At 71.0% G+C, this 18,563-nt stretch carries 13 protein-coding genes; 8 read left to right on the plus strand and 5 right to left on the minus strand.

What is annotated here, in order from left to right:
• Positions 1–8: 8 nt before the first annotated feature.
• The 3 genes from ACIBEJ_RS50440 (at position 9) to ACIBEJ_RS50450 (ending at position 6,012) form a co-directional block, all read left to right on the plus strand.
• Entirely contained in the window at positions 9–2,147 is a 2,139-nt protein-coding gene (locus ACIBEJ_RS50440) for an elongation factor G-like protein EF-G2 (RefSeq protein WP_397190187.1), read from the plus strand.
• A gap of 134 nt (positions 2,148–2,281) precedes the next feature.
• Positions 2,282–3,844 carry a glycoside hydrolase family 10 protein gene (locus ACIBEJ_RS50445; protein ID WP_397190188.1) on the plus strand — a complete coding sequence of 521 codons (1,563 nt, stop codon included), beginning with the start codon at positions 2,282–2,284 and terminating at the stop codon, positions 3,842–3,844.
• 119 nt (positions 3,845–3,963) lie between these two features.
• Positions 3,964–6,012 (plus strand): hypothetical protein, encoded by a 2,049-nt coding sequence (locus ACIBEJ_RS50450; protein WP_397190189.1) that lies wholly within the window; start codon positions 3,964–3,966, stop codon positions 6,010–6,012.
• A gap of 4 nt (positions 6,013–6,016) precedes the next feature.
• Here the strand turns inward: ACIBEJ_RS50450 and ACIBEJ_RS50455 are convergent, their stop codons facing one another.
• Positions 6,017–6,550, minus strand: coding sequence for an HIT family protein (locus tag ACIBEJ_RS50455; RefSeq protein WP_397190190.1), 534 nt, complete (start codon positions 6,548–6,550; stop codon positions 6,017–6,019).
• A gap of 63 nt (positions 6,551–6,613) precedes the next feature.
• Between ACIBEJ_RS50455 and ACIBEJ_RS50460 the strand changes: the two genes are divergently transcribed.
• The 3 genes from ACIBEJ_RS50460 to ACIBEJ_RS50470 all read left to right on the plus strand — a co-directional run bounded on the left by ACIBEJ_RS50460 (position 6,614) and on the right by ACIBEJ_RS50470 (position 10,410).
• A complete protein-coding gene (locus ACIBEJ_RS50460) occupies positions 6,614–7,084 on the plus strand; it encodes an Asp23/Gls24 family envelope stress response protein (RefSeq protein ID WP_397190191.1) in 471 nt (156 codons plus the stop codon).
• A 444-nt stretch (positions 7,085–7,528) separates the two neighbouring features.
• Positions 7,529–8,248: a PIG-L deacetylase family protein gene (locus tag ACIBEJ_RS50465; RefSeq protein ID WP_397190192.1), complete on the plus strand. Its 720-nt coding sequence runs from the start codon at positions 7,529–7,531 to the stop codon at positions 8,246–8,248.
• Between the two features lie 260 nt (positions 8,249–8,508).
• Positions 8,509–10,410, plus strand: coding sequence for a primary-amine oxidase (locus ACIBEJ_RS50470; RefSeq protein ID WP_397190193.1), 1,902 nt, complete (start codon positions 8,509–8,511; stop codon positions 10,408–10,410).
• 19 nt (positions 10,411–10,429) lie between these two features.
• Here ACIBEJ_RS50470 and thrS read toward each other — a convergent pair whose 3' ends face one another.
• From thrS to ACIBEJ_RS50485, 3 genes are read right to left on the minus strand one after another with little or no spacing between them, the layout of a single operon-like run.
• The gene (gene thrS / locus ACIBEJ_RS50475; protein WP_397190194.1) at positions 10,430–12,394 is read right to left on the minus strand and encodes a threonine--tRNA ligase; all 1,965 of its coding nucleotides are present in this window, start codon (positions 12,392–12,394) and stop codon (positions 10,430–10,432) included.
• Positions 12,395–12,434: 40 nt separating this feature from the next.
• The gene (locus ACIBEJ_RS50480; protein WP_397190195.1) at positions 12,435–13,088 is read right to left on the minus strand and encodes a glycoside hydrolase family 25 protein; all 654 of its coding nucleotides are present in this window, start codon (positions 13,086–13,088) and stop codon (positions 12,435–12,437) included.
• Positions 13,089–13,143: 55 nt separating this feature from the next.
• A complete protein-coding gene (locus tag ACIBEJ_RS50485) occupies positions 13,144–14,040 on the minus strand; it encodes a TIGR03564 family F420-dependent LLM class oxidoreductase (protein WP_397190196.1) in 897 nt (298 codons plus the stop codon).
• A 49-nt stretch (positions 14,041–14,089) separates the two neighbouring features.
• Between ACIBEJ_RS50485 and pgm the strand changes: the two genes are divergently transcribed.
• A complete protein-coding gene (gene pgm / locus ACIBEJ_RS50490) occupies positions 14,090–15,709 on the plus strand; it encodes a phosphoglucomutase (alpha-D-glucose-1,6-bisphosphate-dependent) (protein ID WP_397190197.1) in 1,620 nt (539 codons plus the stop codon).
• Positions 15,710–15,714: 5 nt separating this feature from the next.
• On the opposite strand, the gene ACIBEJ_RS50495 is transcribed toward pgm, so the two are convergent.
• Positions 15,715–16,902, minus strand: coding sequence for a hypothetical protein (locus ACIBEJ_RS50495; protein WP_397190198.1), 1,188 nt, complete (start codon positions 16,900–16,902; stop codon positions 15,715–15,717).
• 471 nt (positions 16,903–17,373) lie between these two features.
• On the opposite strand from ACIBEJ_RS50495, the gene ACIBEJ_RS50500 reads away from it, so the two are divergent.
• Positions 17,374–18,543: a cytochrome P450 gene (locus ACIBEJ_RS50500; RefSeq protein ID WP_397190199.1), complete on the plus strand. Its 1,170-nt coding sequence runs from the start codon at positions 17,374–17,376 to the stop codon at positions 18,541–18,543.
• Positions 18,544–18,563 lie beyond the last annotated feature (20 nt).

Raw genomic sequence — 18,563 nt, forward strand, 5'->3', positions numbered from 1 at the left:
GAGGCGATGTGGCAGAAAAGAACCCCGGCGGCCATGCGGGAGCCGCGGGCAGGGCACCCACGGCCGACAGTGCGGACGCGATACGCAATGTCGTGCTGGTCGGCCATTCAGGTGCGGGCAAGACGACCCTGGTCGAGCACTTGCTGGCGGCGACGGGCACCATCCAGCGCACCGGCCGGGTCGAGGACGGCAACACGGTCACGGACTTCGACGAGGTTGAGGTACGCCAGCAACGCTCGGTGAACCTCGCACTGGCGCCCCTGGTCTACAACGACATCAAGATCAACCTTCTGGACACCCCCGGATACGCCGACTTCGTCGGGGACCTGCGCGCCGGGCTGCGCGCCGCCGACGCGGCACTGTTCGTGGTCTCGGCCGCCGAGGGCGTCGACGGCCTGACGCAGATGCTCTGGGAGGAGTGCGCCCAGGTCGGGATGCCCAGAGCGGTCGTCATCACCAAGATCGACCACCAGCGGGCCGATTTCGACGAGGTCCTGGCCACCTGCCAGGACGTCTTCGGCGACGGCGTGGCCCCCCTCTACCTGCCCGTCATCACCAACGGGCACGTCAACGGGCTCATCGGGCTGCTGTCGCAGAAGTTCTTCAACTACGCCACGGGCAGCCGCTCGGAGAAGGACCCGGGCCCGGAGTACGAGGCGCAGATCGCCGAGCACCGGGACTCGCTCATCGAGGGCATCATCCAGGAGAGCGAAGACGAGTCGCTCATGGAGCGCTACCTGGAGGGCGAGCCGATCGACACCAAGGTCCTCATCGAGGACCTGGAGAAGGCGGTCGCCCGCGGCAGCTTCTACCCGGTCCTGTGCTCGGGGACCGGCGTCGGCGCGATCGAGCTCCTGGAGATCATCACCCAGGGCTTCCCCGCCCCCGCCGAGCACCCGATGCCCGAGATCACCACCCTGGACGGCAAGCCGGTCAAGGGCATCACCTGCGACTCCGACGGCCCGCTGGTGGCCGAGGTGGTCAAGACCACCTCCGACCCCTACGTGGGCCGCATCAGCCTCGTCCGCGTCTTCTCCGGCACCCTGCGTCCCGACATGACCGTGCACGTCTCCGGCCACGGCCTGGCCGACCGCGGGCACGAGGACCACGACGTCGACGAGCGCATCGGCACCCTCACCTCGCCGCTGGGCAAGCAGCAGCGCGGCGTGAACAAGGGCGTGGCGGGCGACATCGTCGCGGTCGCCAAGCTGTCGCGCGCCGAGACCGGCGACACGCTCTCCGAGGTGGACAACCCGCTGCTCATGACGTCCTGGACGATGCCCGACCCGCTCCTGCCCGTCGCCATCCAGGCCAGGTCGAAGGCCGACGAGGACAAGCTCTCGCAGGCGCTGGGCCGCCTGGTCGCCGAGGACCCGACGCTGCGCCTGGAGAACAACGCCGAGACCCGCCAGCTCGTCCTGTGGTGCATGGGCGAGGCCCACACCGACGTGCTGCTCGACCGCCTGGCCAAGCGGCACGGCGTCGAGGTGGAACGCATAGAGCTGCGCGTGCCGCTGCGCGAGACGTTCGGCGGCCAGTGCAAGGCCATGGGCCGCAACGTCAAGCAGACCGGCGGTCACGGCCAGTACGCCATCTGCCACCTCCAGGTCGAGCCCCTGCCCAGCGGCGGGGGTTTCGAGTTCGTGGACAAGATCGTCGGCGGCGTGGTGCCCCGGCAGTTCATCCCCTCCGTCGAGAAGGGCGTGCGGGCCCAGATGGAGCGGGGCGTCGTCGCCGGCTACCCGATGGTCGACGTCCGCGTCACCCTCTACGACGGCAAGGCGCACTCGGTCGACTCCTCCGACATGGCCTTCCAGATCGCCGGGCAACTGGCGCTGAAGGAGGCCGCGACGAAGGTCCCGACCCTCCTGCTCGAACCCGTGGACGAACTCGCCGTCCTCGTGGCCGACGACTACGTCGGCTCCGTGATGTCCGACCTGTCCTCGCGGCGCGGCAGGGTCCTCGGCACCGAGCCCGTCGGCACCGGCCGCACCCTGGTCAAGGCCGAGGTCCCCGAACTGGAGCTCGTCCGCTACGCCATCGACCTGCGGTCGATGTCGCACGGCACCGGCACGTTCACGCGCACCTTCCTGCGCTACGAACCGCTGCCGTCCCACCTGGCGGGCAAGATGGCCGCCGCCGAATGAGGCTCGGTGTGTCTGTTGGTACGGCCGGCCGTCGTCACCTGCGTCACGGCCGTACCAACAGTCACACAAGCATCACGAATCCATTTCGTTTTTTGGGCCAAAGCACGTCAGTGGCGATGTCAGACTGAGGAACCATGCGAACCGGACGACCTCTGTTTGCCGCCGTCACGATCGCCGTCGTCACCGCCGGCGCCGCCTACGCCCTCGGGCCGGGGACCGCGGAGAAGACCGCCAGCGGCGCGGCGAAGAAGGCCACCACGGCCGCCGTACCCGCCGCCTGCACGCCTGACGCGCGCTATCCGAAGCGGCAGTTGCGCGGCGTCTGGATCGCCACCGTGCGCAACATCGACTGGCCCTCGCGCGCCGGTCTGAGCCCGGACCGCCAGAAGGCCGACTACGTGAAGATCCTGGACGCCGCGGCCAAGCGGCGGCTCAACGCGGTCTTCGTCCAGGTACGCCCGGCTTCCGACGCGCTCTACAAGTCGTCGCTGGAGCCCTGGTCGCAGTACCTGACCGGCACCGCGGGCAAGGACCCCGGCTGGGACCCGCTGCCGTTCCTCATCGACGAGGCACGCAAGCGGGGCATGGAGTTCCACGCCTGGTTCAACCCCTACCGCGCCTCCTACGACGCCAACGCCGCCAAGCTGCCGGCCAACCACCCGGCGCGGGTGCACCCCGACTGGATCGTCAAGTACGGCGACCGCCTCTACTACAACCCGGGCCTGCCCCAGGTGCGCGAGCACGTGACCAAGGTCATCAGCGACGTGGTCAAGCGTTACGACGTGGACGGCGTCCACTTCGACGACTACTTCTACCCCTACCCGGGCGGCGGCGGCACCTTCAACGACAAGGCCGCCTTCGCGAAGTACCGGTCCGGCAAGAGCCTCGCCGACTGGCGCCGTGACAACGTCAACAAGCTCATCGCCCAGGTCGACAAGGCCGTGCACGAGATCCGGCCGTCGGTGAAGTTCGGCATCAGCCCGTTCGGCATCTGGCGCAACAAGGCGCAGGACCCGACCGGCTCCGCCACCTCCGGCATGTCGGCCTACGACTCGATCTACGCGGATGCGCGCCACTGGATCAAGAACGGCACGGTCGACTACGTGATGCCGCAGCTCTACTGGCCGCGCGGGCTCAAGGTCGCCGACTACAAGGCACTGGCCCCCTGGTGGGCCAAGGAGGTCAAGGGCACCGGCGTCGACCTCTACATCGGCCAGGCCCTCTACCGCGTCGGCGCCAAGGACGACAAGGCGTGGACCAGGCCCGGCGAGCTGTCGGCCCACCTCACGCTCAACCGCAGGCACCCGCAGATCGACGGCGACGTCTACTTCAGCGCCAAGCAGTTCCTGACCAACCCGCTGAAGGCCATCGACAAGGTCGCCGCCGACCACTACGCGCGGCCCGCCCTGCTGCCGCTCATCAAGGAGCGCGGCGGCGAGGCGCCGGCCAAGCCCTCCGGGGCCAAGGCCGCCGGTGGCACCCTGACCTGGACCGCCTCGCCCGGCGCCCGCGCGTACGCGGTCTACCGGGTGCCCGACAAGGGCGAGGTCTGCCAGGGCGCCGACGCCCGGAGCCTGGCCGCCGTCGTCACCGCCCCGTCCTTCGCGGCGGCGCGGCCCGGCACGTACCTGATCACCTCGCTCGACCGCCTCCACAACGAGTCGAAGCCGGTGAAGGTCACGGTGTCCCCGGTCTGACCTCGCACGAGTCTCGCGGTGAGCCCGCGTCCCCCGGCGATGCGTGAGACTATGTCGTGCCACACACGGGCTCGACCGCGGGAGGACATACGGTGAGGCGGGCGCTGGTCATCGCGACCATGCTGTTGGGTCAGCTGCTGCTGGCGGGGGCGCTCGCCCCCGCGGGACTGGCGGCCCCGCCCCCCGCCGCGCGGGTGGCGCTGATCGGGATCCCCGGCCTGCACTGGAACGACATCACCCCGCAGGACACCCCCAACCTGTTCAGGCTCTCCCAGAACAGCGCGATCGGCTCGATGTCGGTCAGGACCGTCGGCAGCGTCACCTGCCCCTACGACGGCTGGCTGACCGTCTCGGCGGGCATCCGCTCCGCCTCCGGCGGCAGTTGCGGCGCCCCGCCGGCGCCCGAGCAGCGCGGCGCGGGCGCGGTCGTGCCCGGCTTCCGCTCCCTCATCGAGGTCGGCGAGCAGAAGAACGCCGGCGCCCTGGGCGAGACGCTGAAGAAGGCGGGCACGCCGACGATCGCGATCGGTCCCGGCGCCGCGGTGGCCCTCGCCGACACGAGCGGCGCGGTGCCCGTCTACCACTCCTCGCCGCTGCAGGTGAAGGCGGCCGACCTGCAGAGCGCCCGGCTCGTCGCCATGGACGTCGACGACCTGATCCGCCCCTACCTGCCCGGCGGCCGCATCGCGCGGGTGCCCGACCTGCTCGGCGCGGAGGACCGCCGCAACGCCCTCCACCTGGCCGACGCCAAGGCCGAGGCGCTCCTGTCGATCCTGCCCGCCGACACCACGGTGATGCTCGCGGGCGTCTCCGACCACGGCAGCGTGCCGCACCTGCGGGCCGCCATGCTGAGCGAGCCGGGCGCGAAGGGCCGCTCGCTCGGCGCCGCCTCCACCCGGCGCGACGACATCTCGATCCTGCCCGACCTGACCACCACCGTGCTGACCAAGCTGGGCGTGGCCGTACCGGCGGCGATCATCGGGCAGATGTGGGAGACGGGCGGCACGGGCGCGACGCCGCAGCACATGGCCGACGCCGACGAGAGCGCTCAGACCATGCGCTCGGTCAAGGGCCCCTACTTCACGTTCCTGGCCGTGCTGCAGGTCCTGTTCTACGTGCTCGCCTTCCTCCTGCTGCGCCGCCGCAAGGGCCTCTCCTGGGTACGGCTGGCCGCCGTCGCGCTGGCCGCCCTCCCGGTCACCTCGTTCCTGGTGAACCTGCTGCCGTGGTCGTCGCATGTGGAGCTGTTCGGCGGGATGGCCGCCCTCTGGGCCGCGCTCACCGTGCTGGCGCTGGCCGGCCCGTGGCGCCGCCACCCGCTCGGCCCGCTGGCGGTCGTCGCCGGCGTCACCACGCTGACGCTCGCCGGCGACCTGCTGACCGGCACGACCCTGCAGCTCAACAGCTTCATGGGCTTCAGCGCCGAACAGGGCGCCCGCTACTACGGGCTCGGCAACATCCCGTTCGCGCTGCTGGCCACGGGCACCCTGCTGACCACGACCGTGGTCGCCCACCGCTTCCCCGGCAGGATCGGGGCCGCGGTGGTGGCGGTGTTCGGCGCGTTCGCCATGGTGCTCGGCGGCTCCGGGCTCGGCAGCGACTTCGGCGGCGTCATCGCGTTCGTGCCGGGCATCGCGGTGACCGCGCTGCTCATCCTGGGCAAGCGCGTCTCGGTGCTGAAGCTGGCGCTGTTCTGCGTGGCCGGCGGGCTGGCGGTGACGGCGTTCGCGGTGGCCAACTACCTGAGGCCGGCCAGCGAGCAGTCACACCTCGGCCGCTTCGTCGGCCAGGTGCTGAACGGCGAGGCCGTCGAGGTGGTCTGGCGCAAGTTCGAGGCGATGATCAGCACGCTCATCAACCCGAACCTGGTCCCGATCGTGCTGGCGGCGCTCGGCTTTCTGATCTACGCGATCCTGCGTCCGGAGAAGGCGTCGGCGGGCGTGGTCCCTGCGGCCTTCACCTACTCGCCCGCGCTGAAGGCCGGGCTGATCGGGACGCTGGTGAGCGGCGTGGTGGGCATGCTGGTCAACGACTCGGGGGCGGCGATCCTGTCGATGGCGCTGGCCATGGCGATCCCGCTGCTGCTGTCGGTGGGCATCGCCGTGCTGCCCGAGGTGCGCGAGCCCGTCGAGGATCCCGACGGGCATCTGGCGGCCAGCCGTACCTGAGGCTTCAGGCGTTCCAGGCGTCGGCGAGCAGCTCGCGGGTGTCGCGCAGCATCTGCGGCAGGACCTTGGTCTGGGCGACGACCGGCATGAAGTTCGTGTCGCCGCCCCACCGGGGCACCACGTGCTGGTGGAGGTGGGCGGCGATGCCGGCGCCCGCGACGTGGCCGAGGTTCATGCCGACGTTGAAGCCCTGGGCGCCGCTGGCCTTGCGCAGGGCGCGCAGCGAGCGCTGGGTGAAGTCGCCGAGCTCGGCCACCTCCGCCGGGGCGAGCTCGTCGTAGTCGGACACGTGCCGGAAGGGCACCACCATCAGGTGGCCGGAGTTGTAGGGGTAGAGGTTCAGCACCGCGTACACGACGGTGCCGCGCGCCACGATCAGGCCGTCCTCGTCGCTCATCTTGGGGATCTCGCAGAACGGGCAGCCGTCTCCGGGGCCGGAGCCGGACGGCTTGTTCTCGCCCTTGATGTAGGCCATGCGATGAGGGGTCCACAGCCGCTGGAAGTTGTCGGGCTCCCCGGCCCCTGCCTGATCGTGCATAGGTAGCAGCATAGGCCCCCGGGTTACCGGACAACTGGGGCACATATCCGCCACAATCCACCCATGAGCGAAGCAGTAGCGGAACAGACAGAGCCCACTCCCGCCGCCATGCCCGGCGCCGCCACCCCCGCCACGCCCGCGCCCGCCGTCAAGGGCCGCATCAAGGTGGCCGACGAGGTGGTCGAGAAGGTCGCCGCGCTGGCCGCCCTGGAGGTGCCCGGCGTGGCCGACATGGGCGGCGACCTGGCCAGGGCGTTCGAGTCCGTACGCGACAGGATCGGCATCGGCTCCCGCCGCGGCAACCAGGGCGTCAGCGCCGAGATCCAGGACCGGCAGGTGGCGGTCGACCTGGTGATCGTCGTGGAGTACGGGCACGTGGTCATGGAGGTGGCCGCCGAGGTCAAGACCAACGTGGCGCGCACGGTCGGCCGCATGCTGGGGATGCGCGTCACCGAGGTCAACGTCACCGTCGACGACGTCCGCCTCACCGGCGAGCCCCGCCCCACCCCCGAACCCTCTGACGACCTCTCCTAGCTGTTGGTTCCTGCTGCTACTTCCCGCTGTCCGCGGCTTCTCCTGCCCGGCCGCCCCAATCCCGCCGTAAGCCGCGCACTGCCGTAGCCCCGCACGCCACCCCGCCCCGCACGCCCCCTCCCCGCACGCCGCCACCTCGTCCCGCACACCACCCCGTCCTGCACGCCACCCCGTCCACCCACCCATCCGTTACGGCAAGCCACCTTGGCGCCTCCCGCCGACCGTGGCCGGGCCCTGCCGAACCACGCTCCTCCGGTGATGACGCCGCGGCGCCGTAACGCGGCACGGGACCCACGGCCGTGGCCGGTCGTCACCCAGGTCGTCACGCCCGCCGGGGCCCGCGCACCATCTCGGTCCGGAACGCCAGGACAGCGTGCGGACAGGCGGTCGGCGGGGTGGTGGGGTGGTTGGGTGGGTGGGATTTGGGGCGGTTAGTGTGTTGGCATGGCTGATCAGCTTGAGCCCATGCCCGAAGACTGGACCCGTGCGCTCGCGATCGTGGCGCATCCCGACGACCTTGAGTACGGATGCGCGTCGGCAGTCGCCAACTGGACCAACGGCGGCCGGGAGGTCGCGTACGTGATCGTGTCGAGCGGCGAGGCCGGGATCGACTCGATCGAGCCGGCCAAGTCCGGGCCACTGCGTGAGCAGGAGGAACGAGCCAGTGCGGCCGTGGTCGGCGTGTCCAGCGTGGAGTTCCTGGGCTACCAGGACGGGGTGATCGAGTACAGCCTCCAGCTACGCCGGGACATCGCCGCGGCGATCCGGCGGCACCGTCCGGAGCTGGTGATCACGCTCAACCCCGACGACACCTGGGGCGGCACGGTCTGGAACACCCCCGACCACCGCGCCGTGGGCCGCGCCGTCCTGGACGCGGCGGGCGACGCAGGGAACCGCTGGATCTTCCCCGACGCCGGGGAGCGCTGGAACGGCGTCCGCTGGGTGGCCGTCAACGGCACCCTCGACCCCACCCACGCCGTGGACGTCACCACGAGCCTGGAGCGCGGCGTCGCCTCCCTCATGGAGCACCGCGCCTACATCGAGGCCCTGACCGACGAGGACGTGGAGTCCTACGCCCGCAAGACCGTCGAAACCTACCCCAAGCAAGCCGCCCCCCTCTTCGGCGGCCGCCCCGCCGTAACCTTCCGCCTCTACCCCCGCTAAGTCCACCGCCCAGCCCACGCCACCGGCCACTCTCAACCGACCGACCTCCCCGGGCTGGGCCGCGCCGCGGGTCCGCACGGCCTCGCCCGGTCCGGGGTGCCGCGTCACCACCGCGGGCCCTTCGCAGCGCTCCCGGTGGTCGTGGTCGCGGCCGATCGCGGCCCCAGAGCGGGCGTTCTTCAAAACCCGCGGCAATTGGCGCTTCACCGCGAACATCCTTTCGCGCACGATGGAAGTCCCAATGACGTGAGGAGTGCCCCATGACCGCGCACCCGCTTGCGATGCTCACCGCCGACGAGGTACGCGCCGCGCGCCACATCCTGGGTACGGCGGGGCACCTGGGACCGGACGTGCGTTTCGCCTACCTCGGCCCGGAGGAGCCCGCCAAGGCCGACCTGCTGGCCCACAACCCCGGCGACCTGGTGGACCGCCGGGTGCGCGTGCTGCTGCTCGACCGGGCCACCGGCGCCGCCACCGCCCTGGTCGTCTCGGTCACCCGCGGCGTCGTGGACCACGTCGAGAAGCTCGACCCCGCCGCGTCCGGGCAGCCGCCCATCCTGGTGGAGGAGTTCGAGGCGGTGCAGCGGATCCTCGACGACGACGCGGCCTGGCGCGAGGCGCTGGCCCGGCGCGGGCTCACCCCGGAGACCGTGCGGGCGTGCCCGCTGTCGGCGGGCCACTACGCCTACCCGGAGGAGTCGGGCCGCCGCGTCATCCGCAGCTTCGGCTTCCACCAGGACCACGAGCACGACCACCCGTGGGCCCACCCGATCGACGGCCTGGTCGCCTACGTGGATCTGGTGGCCGGCACCGTCATGAAGGTGATCGACGAGGAGCTGACCGAGGTCCCGCGCGAGCCGGGCAACTTCCAGGACGAGGGCTTCACCGGCCCCGCCCGCACGAGCCTGCGCCCCATCGAGATCACCCAGCCCGAGGGCCCGAGCTTCACCGTCGAGGACGGCCTCGTGCACTGGGAGAACTGGAGCCTGCGCATCGGCTTCAACGTGCGCGAGGGCCTGACGCTGCACCAGATCAGCTTCCGCGACCAGGGCCGCGACCGGCCGGTGGTGCACCGCGCCTCGATCGCCGAGATGGTCGTCCCGTACGCCGACCCGTCACCGGTGCGGTTCTGGCAGAACTACTTCGACCAGGGCGAGTACCTGTTCGGCCGCTTCACCAACTCCCTCGAACTGGGCTGCGACTGCGTGGGCGAGATCCACTACACGGACGTGGTCGTCGCCGACGAGCACGGCGAGCCGGCCACGATCCGCAACGCGATCTGCATGCACGAGGAGGACTACGGCGTGCTGTGGAAGCACTCCGACATGTTCGCCGGCTCGAACGAGACCCGCCGCCAGCGCCGCCTGGTGATCTCGTTCTTCACCACCGTGGGCAACTACGACTACGGCTTCTACTGGTACCTCTACCTGGACGGCACGATCGGCTGCGAGTGCAAGGCGACCGGTGTGCTGTTCACCTCCGCCTACCCGCCCGAGGGCCGCGCGTACGCCGCCCAGGTCGCCCCCGGCCTGGCCGCGCCCTTCCACCAGCACCTGTTCTCGGCCCGCCTGGACATGGCGGTCGACGGCCACGCCAACGCCGTGGACGAGATCGACGCCGTGAGCGTGCCGATGGGCGAGGGCAACCCGTACGGCAACGCCTTCGCCCGCCAGGTCACCCGCCTGGCCACGGAGAGCCAGGCCCAGCGCCTGGCCGACCCGTCGCGTGGCCGCGTCTGGCAGGTGGTCAACCCGGAGATCACCAACCGCCTGGGCGCGCCGGTCGGCTACACCCTGATCCCGGAGCCCCGCCCGACGCTGCTGGCCGACCCGGCCTCCTCCATCGCCGCCCGCGCCGCCTTCGCCACCCGGCACCTGTGGGTCACCCGGCACGCCGACGACGAGCGCTTCCCGGCCGGCGACCTGATCAACCAGCATCCGGGCGGCGGCGGGCTGCCCGCCTGGACCGCCGCGGACCGGAGCCTGGACGGCGAGGACATCGTCCTGTGGCACACCTTCGGCGTGACCCACTTCCCGCGCACCGAGGACTGGCCGGTCATGCCGGTGGACCACATCGGGTTCACGCTCAAGCCGACCGGCTTCTTCGACCGCAACCCGACGCTGGACGTGCCGCGCTCGACCGGCCACTGCCACCCGCGGTGACCGGCCGGGCCCGGGCTGGTCACACCTGGATGCGGCGCTCCACGGCGTCGACGATCTCGGCGACGGCCACCTCGACCGGGACGCCGTTCTTCTGCTCGCCGCTGCGGTAGCGGAAGGAGACCGCGCCGGCGGCGATGTCCTCGTCGCCGGCCAGCAGCATGAACGGCACCTTGGCCTTCTGCGCGTTCCTGATCTTCTTCTGCATGCGGTCGTCGGCGGCGTCGACCTCGACCCTGATGCCGCGCTCGCGCAGCTTCTTGGCCACGTCCTGCAGGTAGGCGACGTGCGCCTCGGCGATCGGGATGCCGACCGCCTGGACCGGCGACAGCCACGCCGGGAAGGCGCCCGCGTAGTGCTCGACGAGCACGCCCATGAACCGCTCGACCGAGCCGAACAGCGCCCGGTGGATCATGACCGGCGTCTGCCGGGAGCCGTCGGCGGCCTGGTACTCGAGGCCGAAGCGCTTGGGCTGGTTGAAGTCGAGCTGGATGGTCGAGAGCTGCCAGGTGCGCCCGATGGCATCCTTGGCCTGCACCGAGATCTTGGGACCGTAGAAGGCGGCGCCGCCCGGGTCGGCCACCAGGTCGAGCCCGGACTCCTCGGCCGCCTGGCGCAGCGCCTCGGTGGCCTCGTCCCAGTCGGCCTGCTCGCCGATGAACTTGTCGGAGTCGTCGCGGGTGGACAGCTCCAGGTAGAACTCCTCCAGGCCGAAGTCGCGCAGCACGCTCAGCACGAAGGCCAGCAGCGACTTGATCTCGTCGCCCATCTGCTCCTTGGTGGTGTAGATGTGCGAGTCGTCCTGCGTCATCCCGCGTACGCGGGTCAGCCCGTGCACCACCCCGGACTTCTCATAACGGTAGACCGAGCCGAACTCGCACAGCCGCAGCGGCAGCTCCCGGTAGGACCGCCCGCGCGCACGGAAGATCAGGTTGTGCATCGGGCAGTTCATCGGCTTGACGCGGTACTCGGTGCCGTCGAGCTCGAAGGGCGGGAACATGTCCTCGCCGTACCAGGGAAGGTGCCCGGAGGTCTCGAACAGCGACGACTTGGTCAGATGCGGCGTGTTGACGAACTCGTAGCCCGCCTCCGACTGCCGCCGGCGCATGTAGTCCTCCATCTCCTTGCGGATGATCCCGCCCTTGGGATGGAAGACCGGCAGCCCGGAGCCGAGCTCCGGCGGGAAGCTGAACAGGTCGAGCTCGGCGCCGAGGCGGCGGTGGTCGCGCTTCTCGGCCTCCTCCAGCAGCTTGAGGTACTCCTCCTGCTTGTCGCGGGACTCCCAGGCGGTGCCGTAGATGCGCTGGAGCTGCGGGTTCTTCTCGCTGCCCCGCCAGTAGGCGCCGCCGGTGCGCATGAGCTTGAAGGCCGGGATGGACCGGGTGGAGGGCACGTGGGGCCCGCGGCACAGGTCCTTCCAGCACAGCTCGCCCGTCTTGGGGTCGAGGTTGTCGTAGATGGTCAGCTCCGCGCCGCCGACCTCGACACTCTCCTCGTCCGCCGCCCCGCCTTTGAGCCCGATCAGCTCCAGCTTGTACGGCTCCGCCGCCAGCTCCGCCCGCGCGTCCTCGTCGGAGACCACGCGGCGGGAGAAGAGCTGCCCCTGCTTGACGATCTCCCGCATGCGCTTCTCCACGCGCTTGAGGTCGTCGGGCTGGAAGGCCTGCGGGACGTCGAAGTCGTAGTAGAAGCCGTTCTCGACCGGCGGGCCGATGCCCAGCCTGGCCTCGGGGAACAGCTCCTGGACCGCCTGGGCCATGACGTGCGCGGTGGAGTGGCGGACGATGGCGCGGCCGTCGGGGCTGCCGATCTCGACCGGCTCGACCAGGTCGCCGGCCGCCACGTGGGCGGCCAGGTCGCGCAGCTCGCCGTTGACCCTGGCCGCGACGACCGTGCGGCCGTCGGCCTCCAGGGCCTCGCCGTACGTCGTGCCGGCCGCGACCACACGCTCGGCTCCGGCGAGGGTGATGCGTAGCTCGGCTGACACGGTGACTCCCTTGGATGGTGGTGAAACGGGTCACCGAATGCTATCGCGGGTCGAAGCCCAGCCTGGTCAGCTCCTCCCGGCTGCCGTGGAAGACGTTGCGGTCGAGCGGGCTGTTGGAGTGCTGGTGGATCGTCCAGTCGCGCCAGGGCGCGGGCACGATCGGGCGGCCGCGCGGCTGCTGGGGCGAGGCGATCCACAGGGGGTACTCGCCGAGACCTGCGCAGTTGCCGGACTTGGCGAACCACAGGAAGGTGTAGATGAAGGGCCGCACGCCCGCCTCGCGCTCGACGAATCGGCACCAGCGGCGCGCGTACCGCGCCACCCGCTCGGGCGGCAGCCCGTCGTTGGTCTCCAGGTCGAGGGCGACCAGGTCGCCCCTGCGCAGGCCGCCGGCGGCCTGGACGGTGCGCAGGAAGTGGCGGGCGTGCTCGGCGGGGTCGCCTTTGGGGCGGGCGAAGTGGTAGGCGCCGCCGACGATCCAGCTTTCGCGCATGCCGTTCCAGTTGCGGCGGAAGAAGCGGTCGGTCCAGTCGCCGCCCTCGCTGGCCTTGGCGAAGGCGAAGGCGACTCCGGACTTGGCGTGCGCGCCCCAGTCCACCGTCCCCTGCCAGTTGGACACGTCGATCCCATGCAGCAAGCGCTTCACCGCGCCCCTTTCGTCGGCGGCGAAGCCTGCCCCGCTCTGCCCGCTCACCTTGCCGGATCTTATTGAGCCATCCTCCGGCCCGCCCCGCGCCGCGCCGTACGCCCTATTGAACTAGGCCCTTGAGGAACTGTCGCGTGCGTTCCCGCTCCGAGTACTCAGAGGCGACGAAGTCGGTGACGCCGGCCTCGGCGAGCCGTTCGATCTGGGCGCGGACCTCGTCCTCGTCGCCGACCACGGCCACGTCGCCGGGGCCCGCGGCGCCCTCCTTGTCGAGCATCGCCCGGTAGGAGGGGAGCTGGCCGTACACCGAGAAGATCTCGTCGGCGCGCGTGCGGGCGGCGGCGGGGTCGTCGGTGACGCAGACGGGCAGGGCGCAGACGATGCGCGGGGCGGGACGCCCGGCCTCCTGCGCGGCGGCGGTCACGGCGGGCGCGACGTGCTCGACGACGGTCTTGGGCCCGGTCATCCACAGGACGGTGCCGTCGGCGACGGCGCCGGCCAGGTGGAGCATGCGCGGGGCCAGGGCGGCGATGAGGACGGGCAGGCCGCGTCCCGGAGTGCTCAGCCGGATCTCGGCCTTGAGCGTCTCGCCCTGGTAGCCGACCTCGCCCTCGCGCACCAGCGGCAGCAGCACCGACAGGTACTCGCGCATGTGGCGGGCGGGCCGGTCGTAGCTGTAGCCGTACATGTTCTCGATGACGACCTTGTGCGACAGGCCGATGCCGAGCGTCAGCCGGCCGCCGAGCGCGGCGTTGGCGGTCAGCGCCTGCTGGGCGAGGGCGGCCGGGTGGCGCGGGTAGGTGGGCACGACCGAGGTGCCGAGCTCGATGCCCGGCGCGGCGCTCCCGGCGGCGACCAGGGCGGTCAGCGCGTCGAGGCCGAAGATGTGGGAGATCCACGCGGAGGCGAAGCCGTCGGCCGCGGCGCCGGCCAGGCGTTCGCGCAGCTCGGCGATGGGGTCATCGCCCCTGGGCTCGCTGAAAAACAGTCCGATCCGCATCGCTACCGAACTCCATTCTAGTTTTTCCGGCCATCATAGGCTTGGTCCCATGACCCACGATCGCGCAGGACAACCCGCTCAGCCGGCCGACCTGGTCGACGTCGCCCGGCTGGTGACCGCCTACTACGCCCTGCATCCGGATCCCGGCGATCCCGCGCAGCGCGTGGCGTTCGGCACCTCCGGACATCGCGGGTCGGCGCTGAACCGCGCGTTCAACGAAGATCACATCGTGGCAACCAGCCAGGCGATCTGCGAGTACCGCGCCGCGCAGGGCGTGTCGGGCCCGCTGTTCCTCGGCATCGACACGCACGCGCTGTCGGAGCCCGCCCGGGTCTCCGCGCTGGAGGTCTTCGCCGCCAACGAGGTGGAGGTGCGCATCGACAGCCGCGACGGCTACACGCCGACGCCGGCCGTCTCCCATGCCATCCTCACCCACCCGGGCTCCGACGGGGTCGTGGTCACGCCGTCGCACAACCCGCCCCCCGACGGGGGGTTCAAGTACAACCCGCCCAACGGCGGCCCCGCCGGCACCGACGCCACCGGCTGGATCCAGGAGCGGGCCAACACGCTGCTCGAGGAGGGCCTCAAGGGGGTACTGCGGGTGCCGTACACCCAGGCGTTGAAGGCGGAGACGACGCGCAGGCACGACTTCCTCGGCGCGTACGTGGACGACCTGCCCTCGGTCATCGACCTCGACGCCATCCGCGGCGCGGGCGTGCGCATCGGCGCCGACCCGCTCGGCGGGGCGAGCGTCGCCTACTGGGGCGAGATCGCCGACCGGCACCGGCTCGACCTCACGGTGGTCAACCCGCTGGTCGACCCCACCTGGCGGTTCATGACGCTCGACTGGGACGGCAAGATCCGCATGGACTGCTCCTCCCCCTACGCGATGGCCTCCCTGATCGACAACCGCACCCGCTACGACGTCTCGACCGGCAACGACGCCGACGCCGACCGGCACGGTGTGGTGACCCCCGACGGCGGCCTGCTCAACCCGAACCACTACCTCGCCGTGGCCATCTCCTACCTGTACGAGCACCGCACCGGCTGGCCGGACGCCGCCGGGGTCGGCAAGACGATGGTCAGCAGCAGCATGATCGACCGGGTGACGGAGTCGCTGGGGCGGCGGCTGATGGAGGTGCCGGTCGGGTTCAAGTGGTTCGTGCCCGGCCTTCTGGAGGGCTCCATCGGGTTCGGCGGTGAGGAGAGCGCCGGGGCGTCGTTCCTGCGCCGCGACGGGTCGGTGTGGACGACCGACAAGGACGGGCTCATCCTGGCGCTGCTGGCCGCCGAGATCCTGGCCGTCACCGGTTCCTCGCCGAGCGAGCACTACAAGCGGCTGACCGAGCGCTTCGGCGCGCCCGCCTACGCCCGGGTGGACGCGCCCGCCACGCGCGAGGAGAAGGCGGTGCTGGGCAAGCTGTCTGCCGCCCAGATCACGGCCCGCGCGCTGGCCGGGGACCCCATCACGGCGGTGCGGACCGAGGCTCCGGGCAACGGGGCGGCGCTGGGCGGGGTGAAGGTCGCGACGGAGCACGCCTGGTTCGCCGCCCGGCCCTCGGGCACCGAGGACGTCTACAAGATCTACGCCGAGTCCTTCAAGGGCGCCGACCACCTCGGCGAGGTGCAGGAGGAGGCGAGAGCGGTCGTCTCCGCCGCGCTCGCCTGAGGCCCTCAGGGGGTGTTGGTGAGGATGCGGTCGTCGTCCTTGACGGCGGGGAAGGAACCGGTGTCCACGATGCCGTGCTCCTGGTAGAGCGCCTCGATGATGGCGTGCGCCTGCGGCTCCAGCTTCCACAGCGCACGCCACTCCCTGGCGGTGCCGACCGCGATGCCGACCTCCTGTGCGATGTCCACGGTCCGGGGCACGATGCGCTTCTCGATCTGCCGGTCCCAGTAGCGGCGGGCGGCCCGCATCAGCCGGGCGCGCTCGGCCGTGTCGAGCACCTGCGGCGTCGCGTCGAACACGTCGTCGTCCTCCTCGTCGACGAGTTCGGCCAGCGCGGGCGGCAGGGCGGGGCGGGCGGGCACCGGCTGGTGGTCCTGCTCCGGCTCCCACGGCACCCGGGGGTCGGCGTCGACGAGCTTGGAGGTGTTGTACAGCGCGGCGATCTGGGCCAGCAGCGCCTCCTGACGCTGCTGGTCGACGGCCAGGCCGGTGTGCTCGACGGCCTGGTCCATGGCCTTGTCGAGCTTGGCCAGCGCGGCGCGTACCTTGCGCTCGGAGCCTCCGCCCTCGCGCAGCGCCTTGGCCCGCTTGGCCGCCAGCGCGACGCGGGTGAGGCGGCGGTGGGCGTCGACCTCGCTGGCCGTGCGGTCGCTGACCTCGGCCAGGCCCATGCGCACGAGCAGGCGTTCGGGGGTCAGGCGCCAGTTGATGCGGCCGGTGCCGCGGATGCGGTGGCGCTCGATGGCCATGCCGCGCTCCCAGAGCCAGGCGGCCACGAGCGGGGCGGCCAGGCGGAAGATCGCCTCGGGCAGGCTGCGCGCGTCCATGCTGGACAGGACCGCGGTCAGGCAGGTCAGCGCCCATACGGCGATGCCGTCGATGCCGGCGGAGTAGTTCTCGCGCATGTTGCGCCTGGCCCGCACGGCCGAGGTGATGATCGCGACCTCGATGAAGGCGAACAGCAGCAGCCGCAGCGGCCCGTCGAGCCCCAGGACGTCACCGGAGAAGCGCCACATGCCCTGTGCCGACACGCCCGTGGCGATGCACGCGGCCACGACCGTGAGGACGTCCTCGATCGGCCGTGGCGCGACGTAGCGGTTGAACAACCACGCTCCCGCCCGCCAGCCGATCTTGATGAGCATGAAGGCCAGCGCGAGCGCGATCAGTCCCAGCACGGAGATGATCACCGTCACGACCGGCTTTTCCGCGACAAAAGCGGCGATTTCCTCAAATGGGGGCATCAGTCACTGTCCGTCAGGTTGGATGTCCGACTGTATACAGCGAGATCATCGCAGAATGTCGCCCTCTTGTACGCCAAACCGGTCTCGCCCCATCATTTTCTCCCGTCACAGGGGGTGCCCGGTACCATGGGATCTCCTCCCCCGTCGCGGGCATGAGAGGTTGGTCACGCGAGCGGGGGTCGGGGTAAACCCCGGCGCGACCCTCGGTTCGCCCCGCGGTTCCCCCTAGATGCCCCGGGCTTGCGGGCACCCCGGAGGCGAATACCGCCAGGGCGTGCGTAACGTGTCGTGCGGATGCGCCCTGCCGTACCGGACTCCGCGGGTTGTGGATGGGGGTGACGAAGGCCCGTCAGCAGGTGGGACCATCTAGAAACGGGATTAATCCCGACAAAATGCGATGACGCCTCCGGCAGGATGGGTTTGATGTCTGAGTCTGAGTTTCCCCTCGTGCAGTTCATGCGCGAAGGCTTCGACCCCGTGGCCGAGCTGGCCCGGATCCGCACAGAACAGCCGGTGTTCCCGATGGAGATCCCCGGCGACCAGACCGTGTACCTCGTGACGCGCTACGACGACGTCCGCGCCGTGCTCAGCGACCACGAGCGGTTCAGCAACGACTTCGCCGGTGTCATCGGCCTGGGCTCGAACCAGGACGACCCGGGCGGCCTCGGCTTCCGCGACCCGCCCGAGCACACGCGGCTGCGCAAGTACCTCACGCCGGAGTTCACCATGCGCCGCCTGCGCAGGCTGGAGCCCCGGATCGAGGCCATGGTCGAGGAGCACCTGGACCGCATGGAGGCGGGCGGGAACACCGCCGACCTGGTCGAGGCGTTCGCCCTCCCGATCCCGTCGCTGGTCGTGTGCGAGCTGCTCGGCGTGCCGTACGCGGACCGGTCCGACTTCCTCAAGCTCAGCACCGACCGCTTCGACTTCACGGCGGGACCGGAGGCGTCGCTGCAGGCGATCAACGACGCGATGACCTACCTGACCGACCTGGTCGCCCGCGAGCGCCTGAACCCGGGCGACGGCCTGCTCGGCCAGTTGCTGCGCGAGCACGGCGACGAGCTCGACGACCGCACGCTGGCCAGCATGGCCGACGGCCTGCTGACCGGCGGCCACGACACCAGCACCAGCATGCTGGCCCTCGGCTCCCTCTGGCTGATGAACAACCCGGACGAGGCCGCCAAGGTCCGCGAGGACGACGGCTACGTCAACCAGGTCGTCGAGGAGCTGCTGCGCTACATGACGGTCGTGCAGGTGGCCTTCCCGCGCTTCGCCCGCCGCGACCTCGACCTGTTCGGCACGCCGATCAACAAGGGCCAGCTCGTGCTGTGCTCGCTGACCGCCGCCAACCGCGACCCCGCGCTCGGCGAGAACATGGACAAGGCCGTGCCCGCCCGCGAGAGCGCCGGGTCCCACCTGGCCTTCGGGCACGGCATCCACCGCTGCATCGGCGCACCGCTGGCGCAGATGGAGATGCGCATCGCCTACCCGGCGCTGCTGCGCCGCTTCCCGAACCTCCGGGTGGACGGCGAGGTGCCGTTCAGGAAGCTCGCGATCGTGTACGGCCTGGAGAAGCTCCCTGTCGCCTGGTAGACGGCTGGTCGGCGGCGTAA

This window comes from Nonomuraea sp. NPDC050790, from assembly GCF_044456745.1.
In the GTDB taxonomy this organism is placed as follows: domain Bacteria; phylum Actinomycetota; class Actinomycetes; order Streptosporangiales; family Streptosporangiaceae; genus Nonomuraea.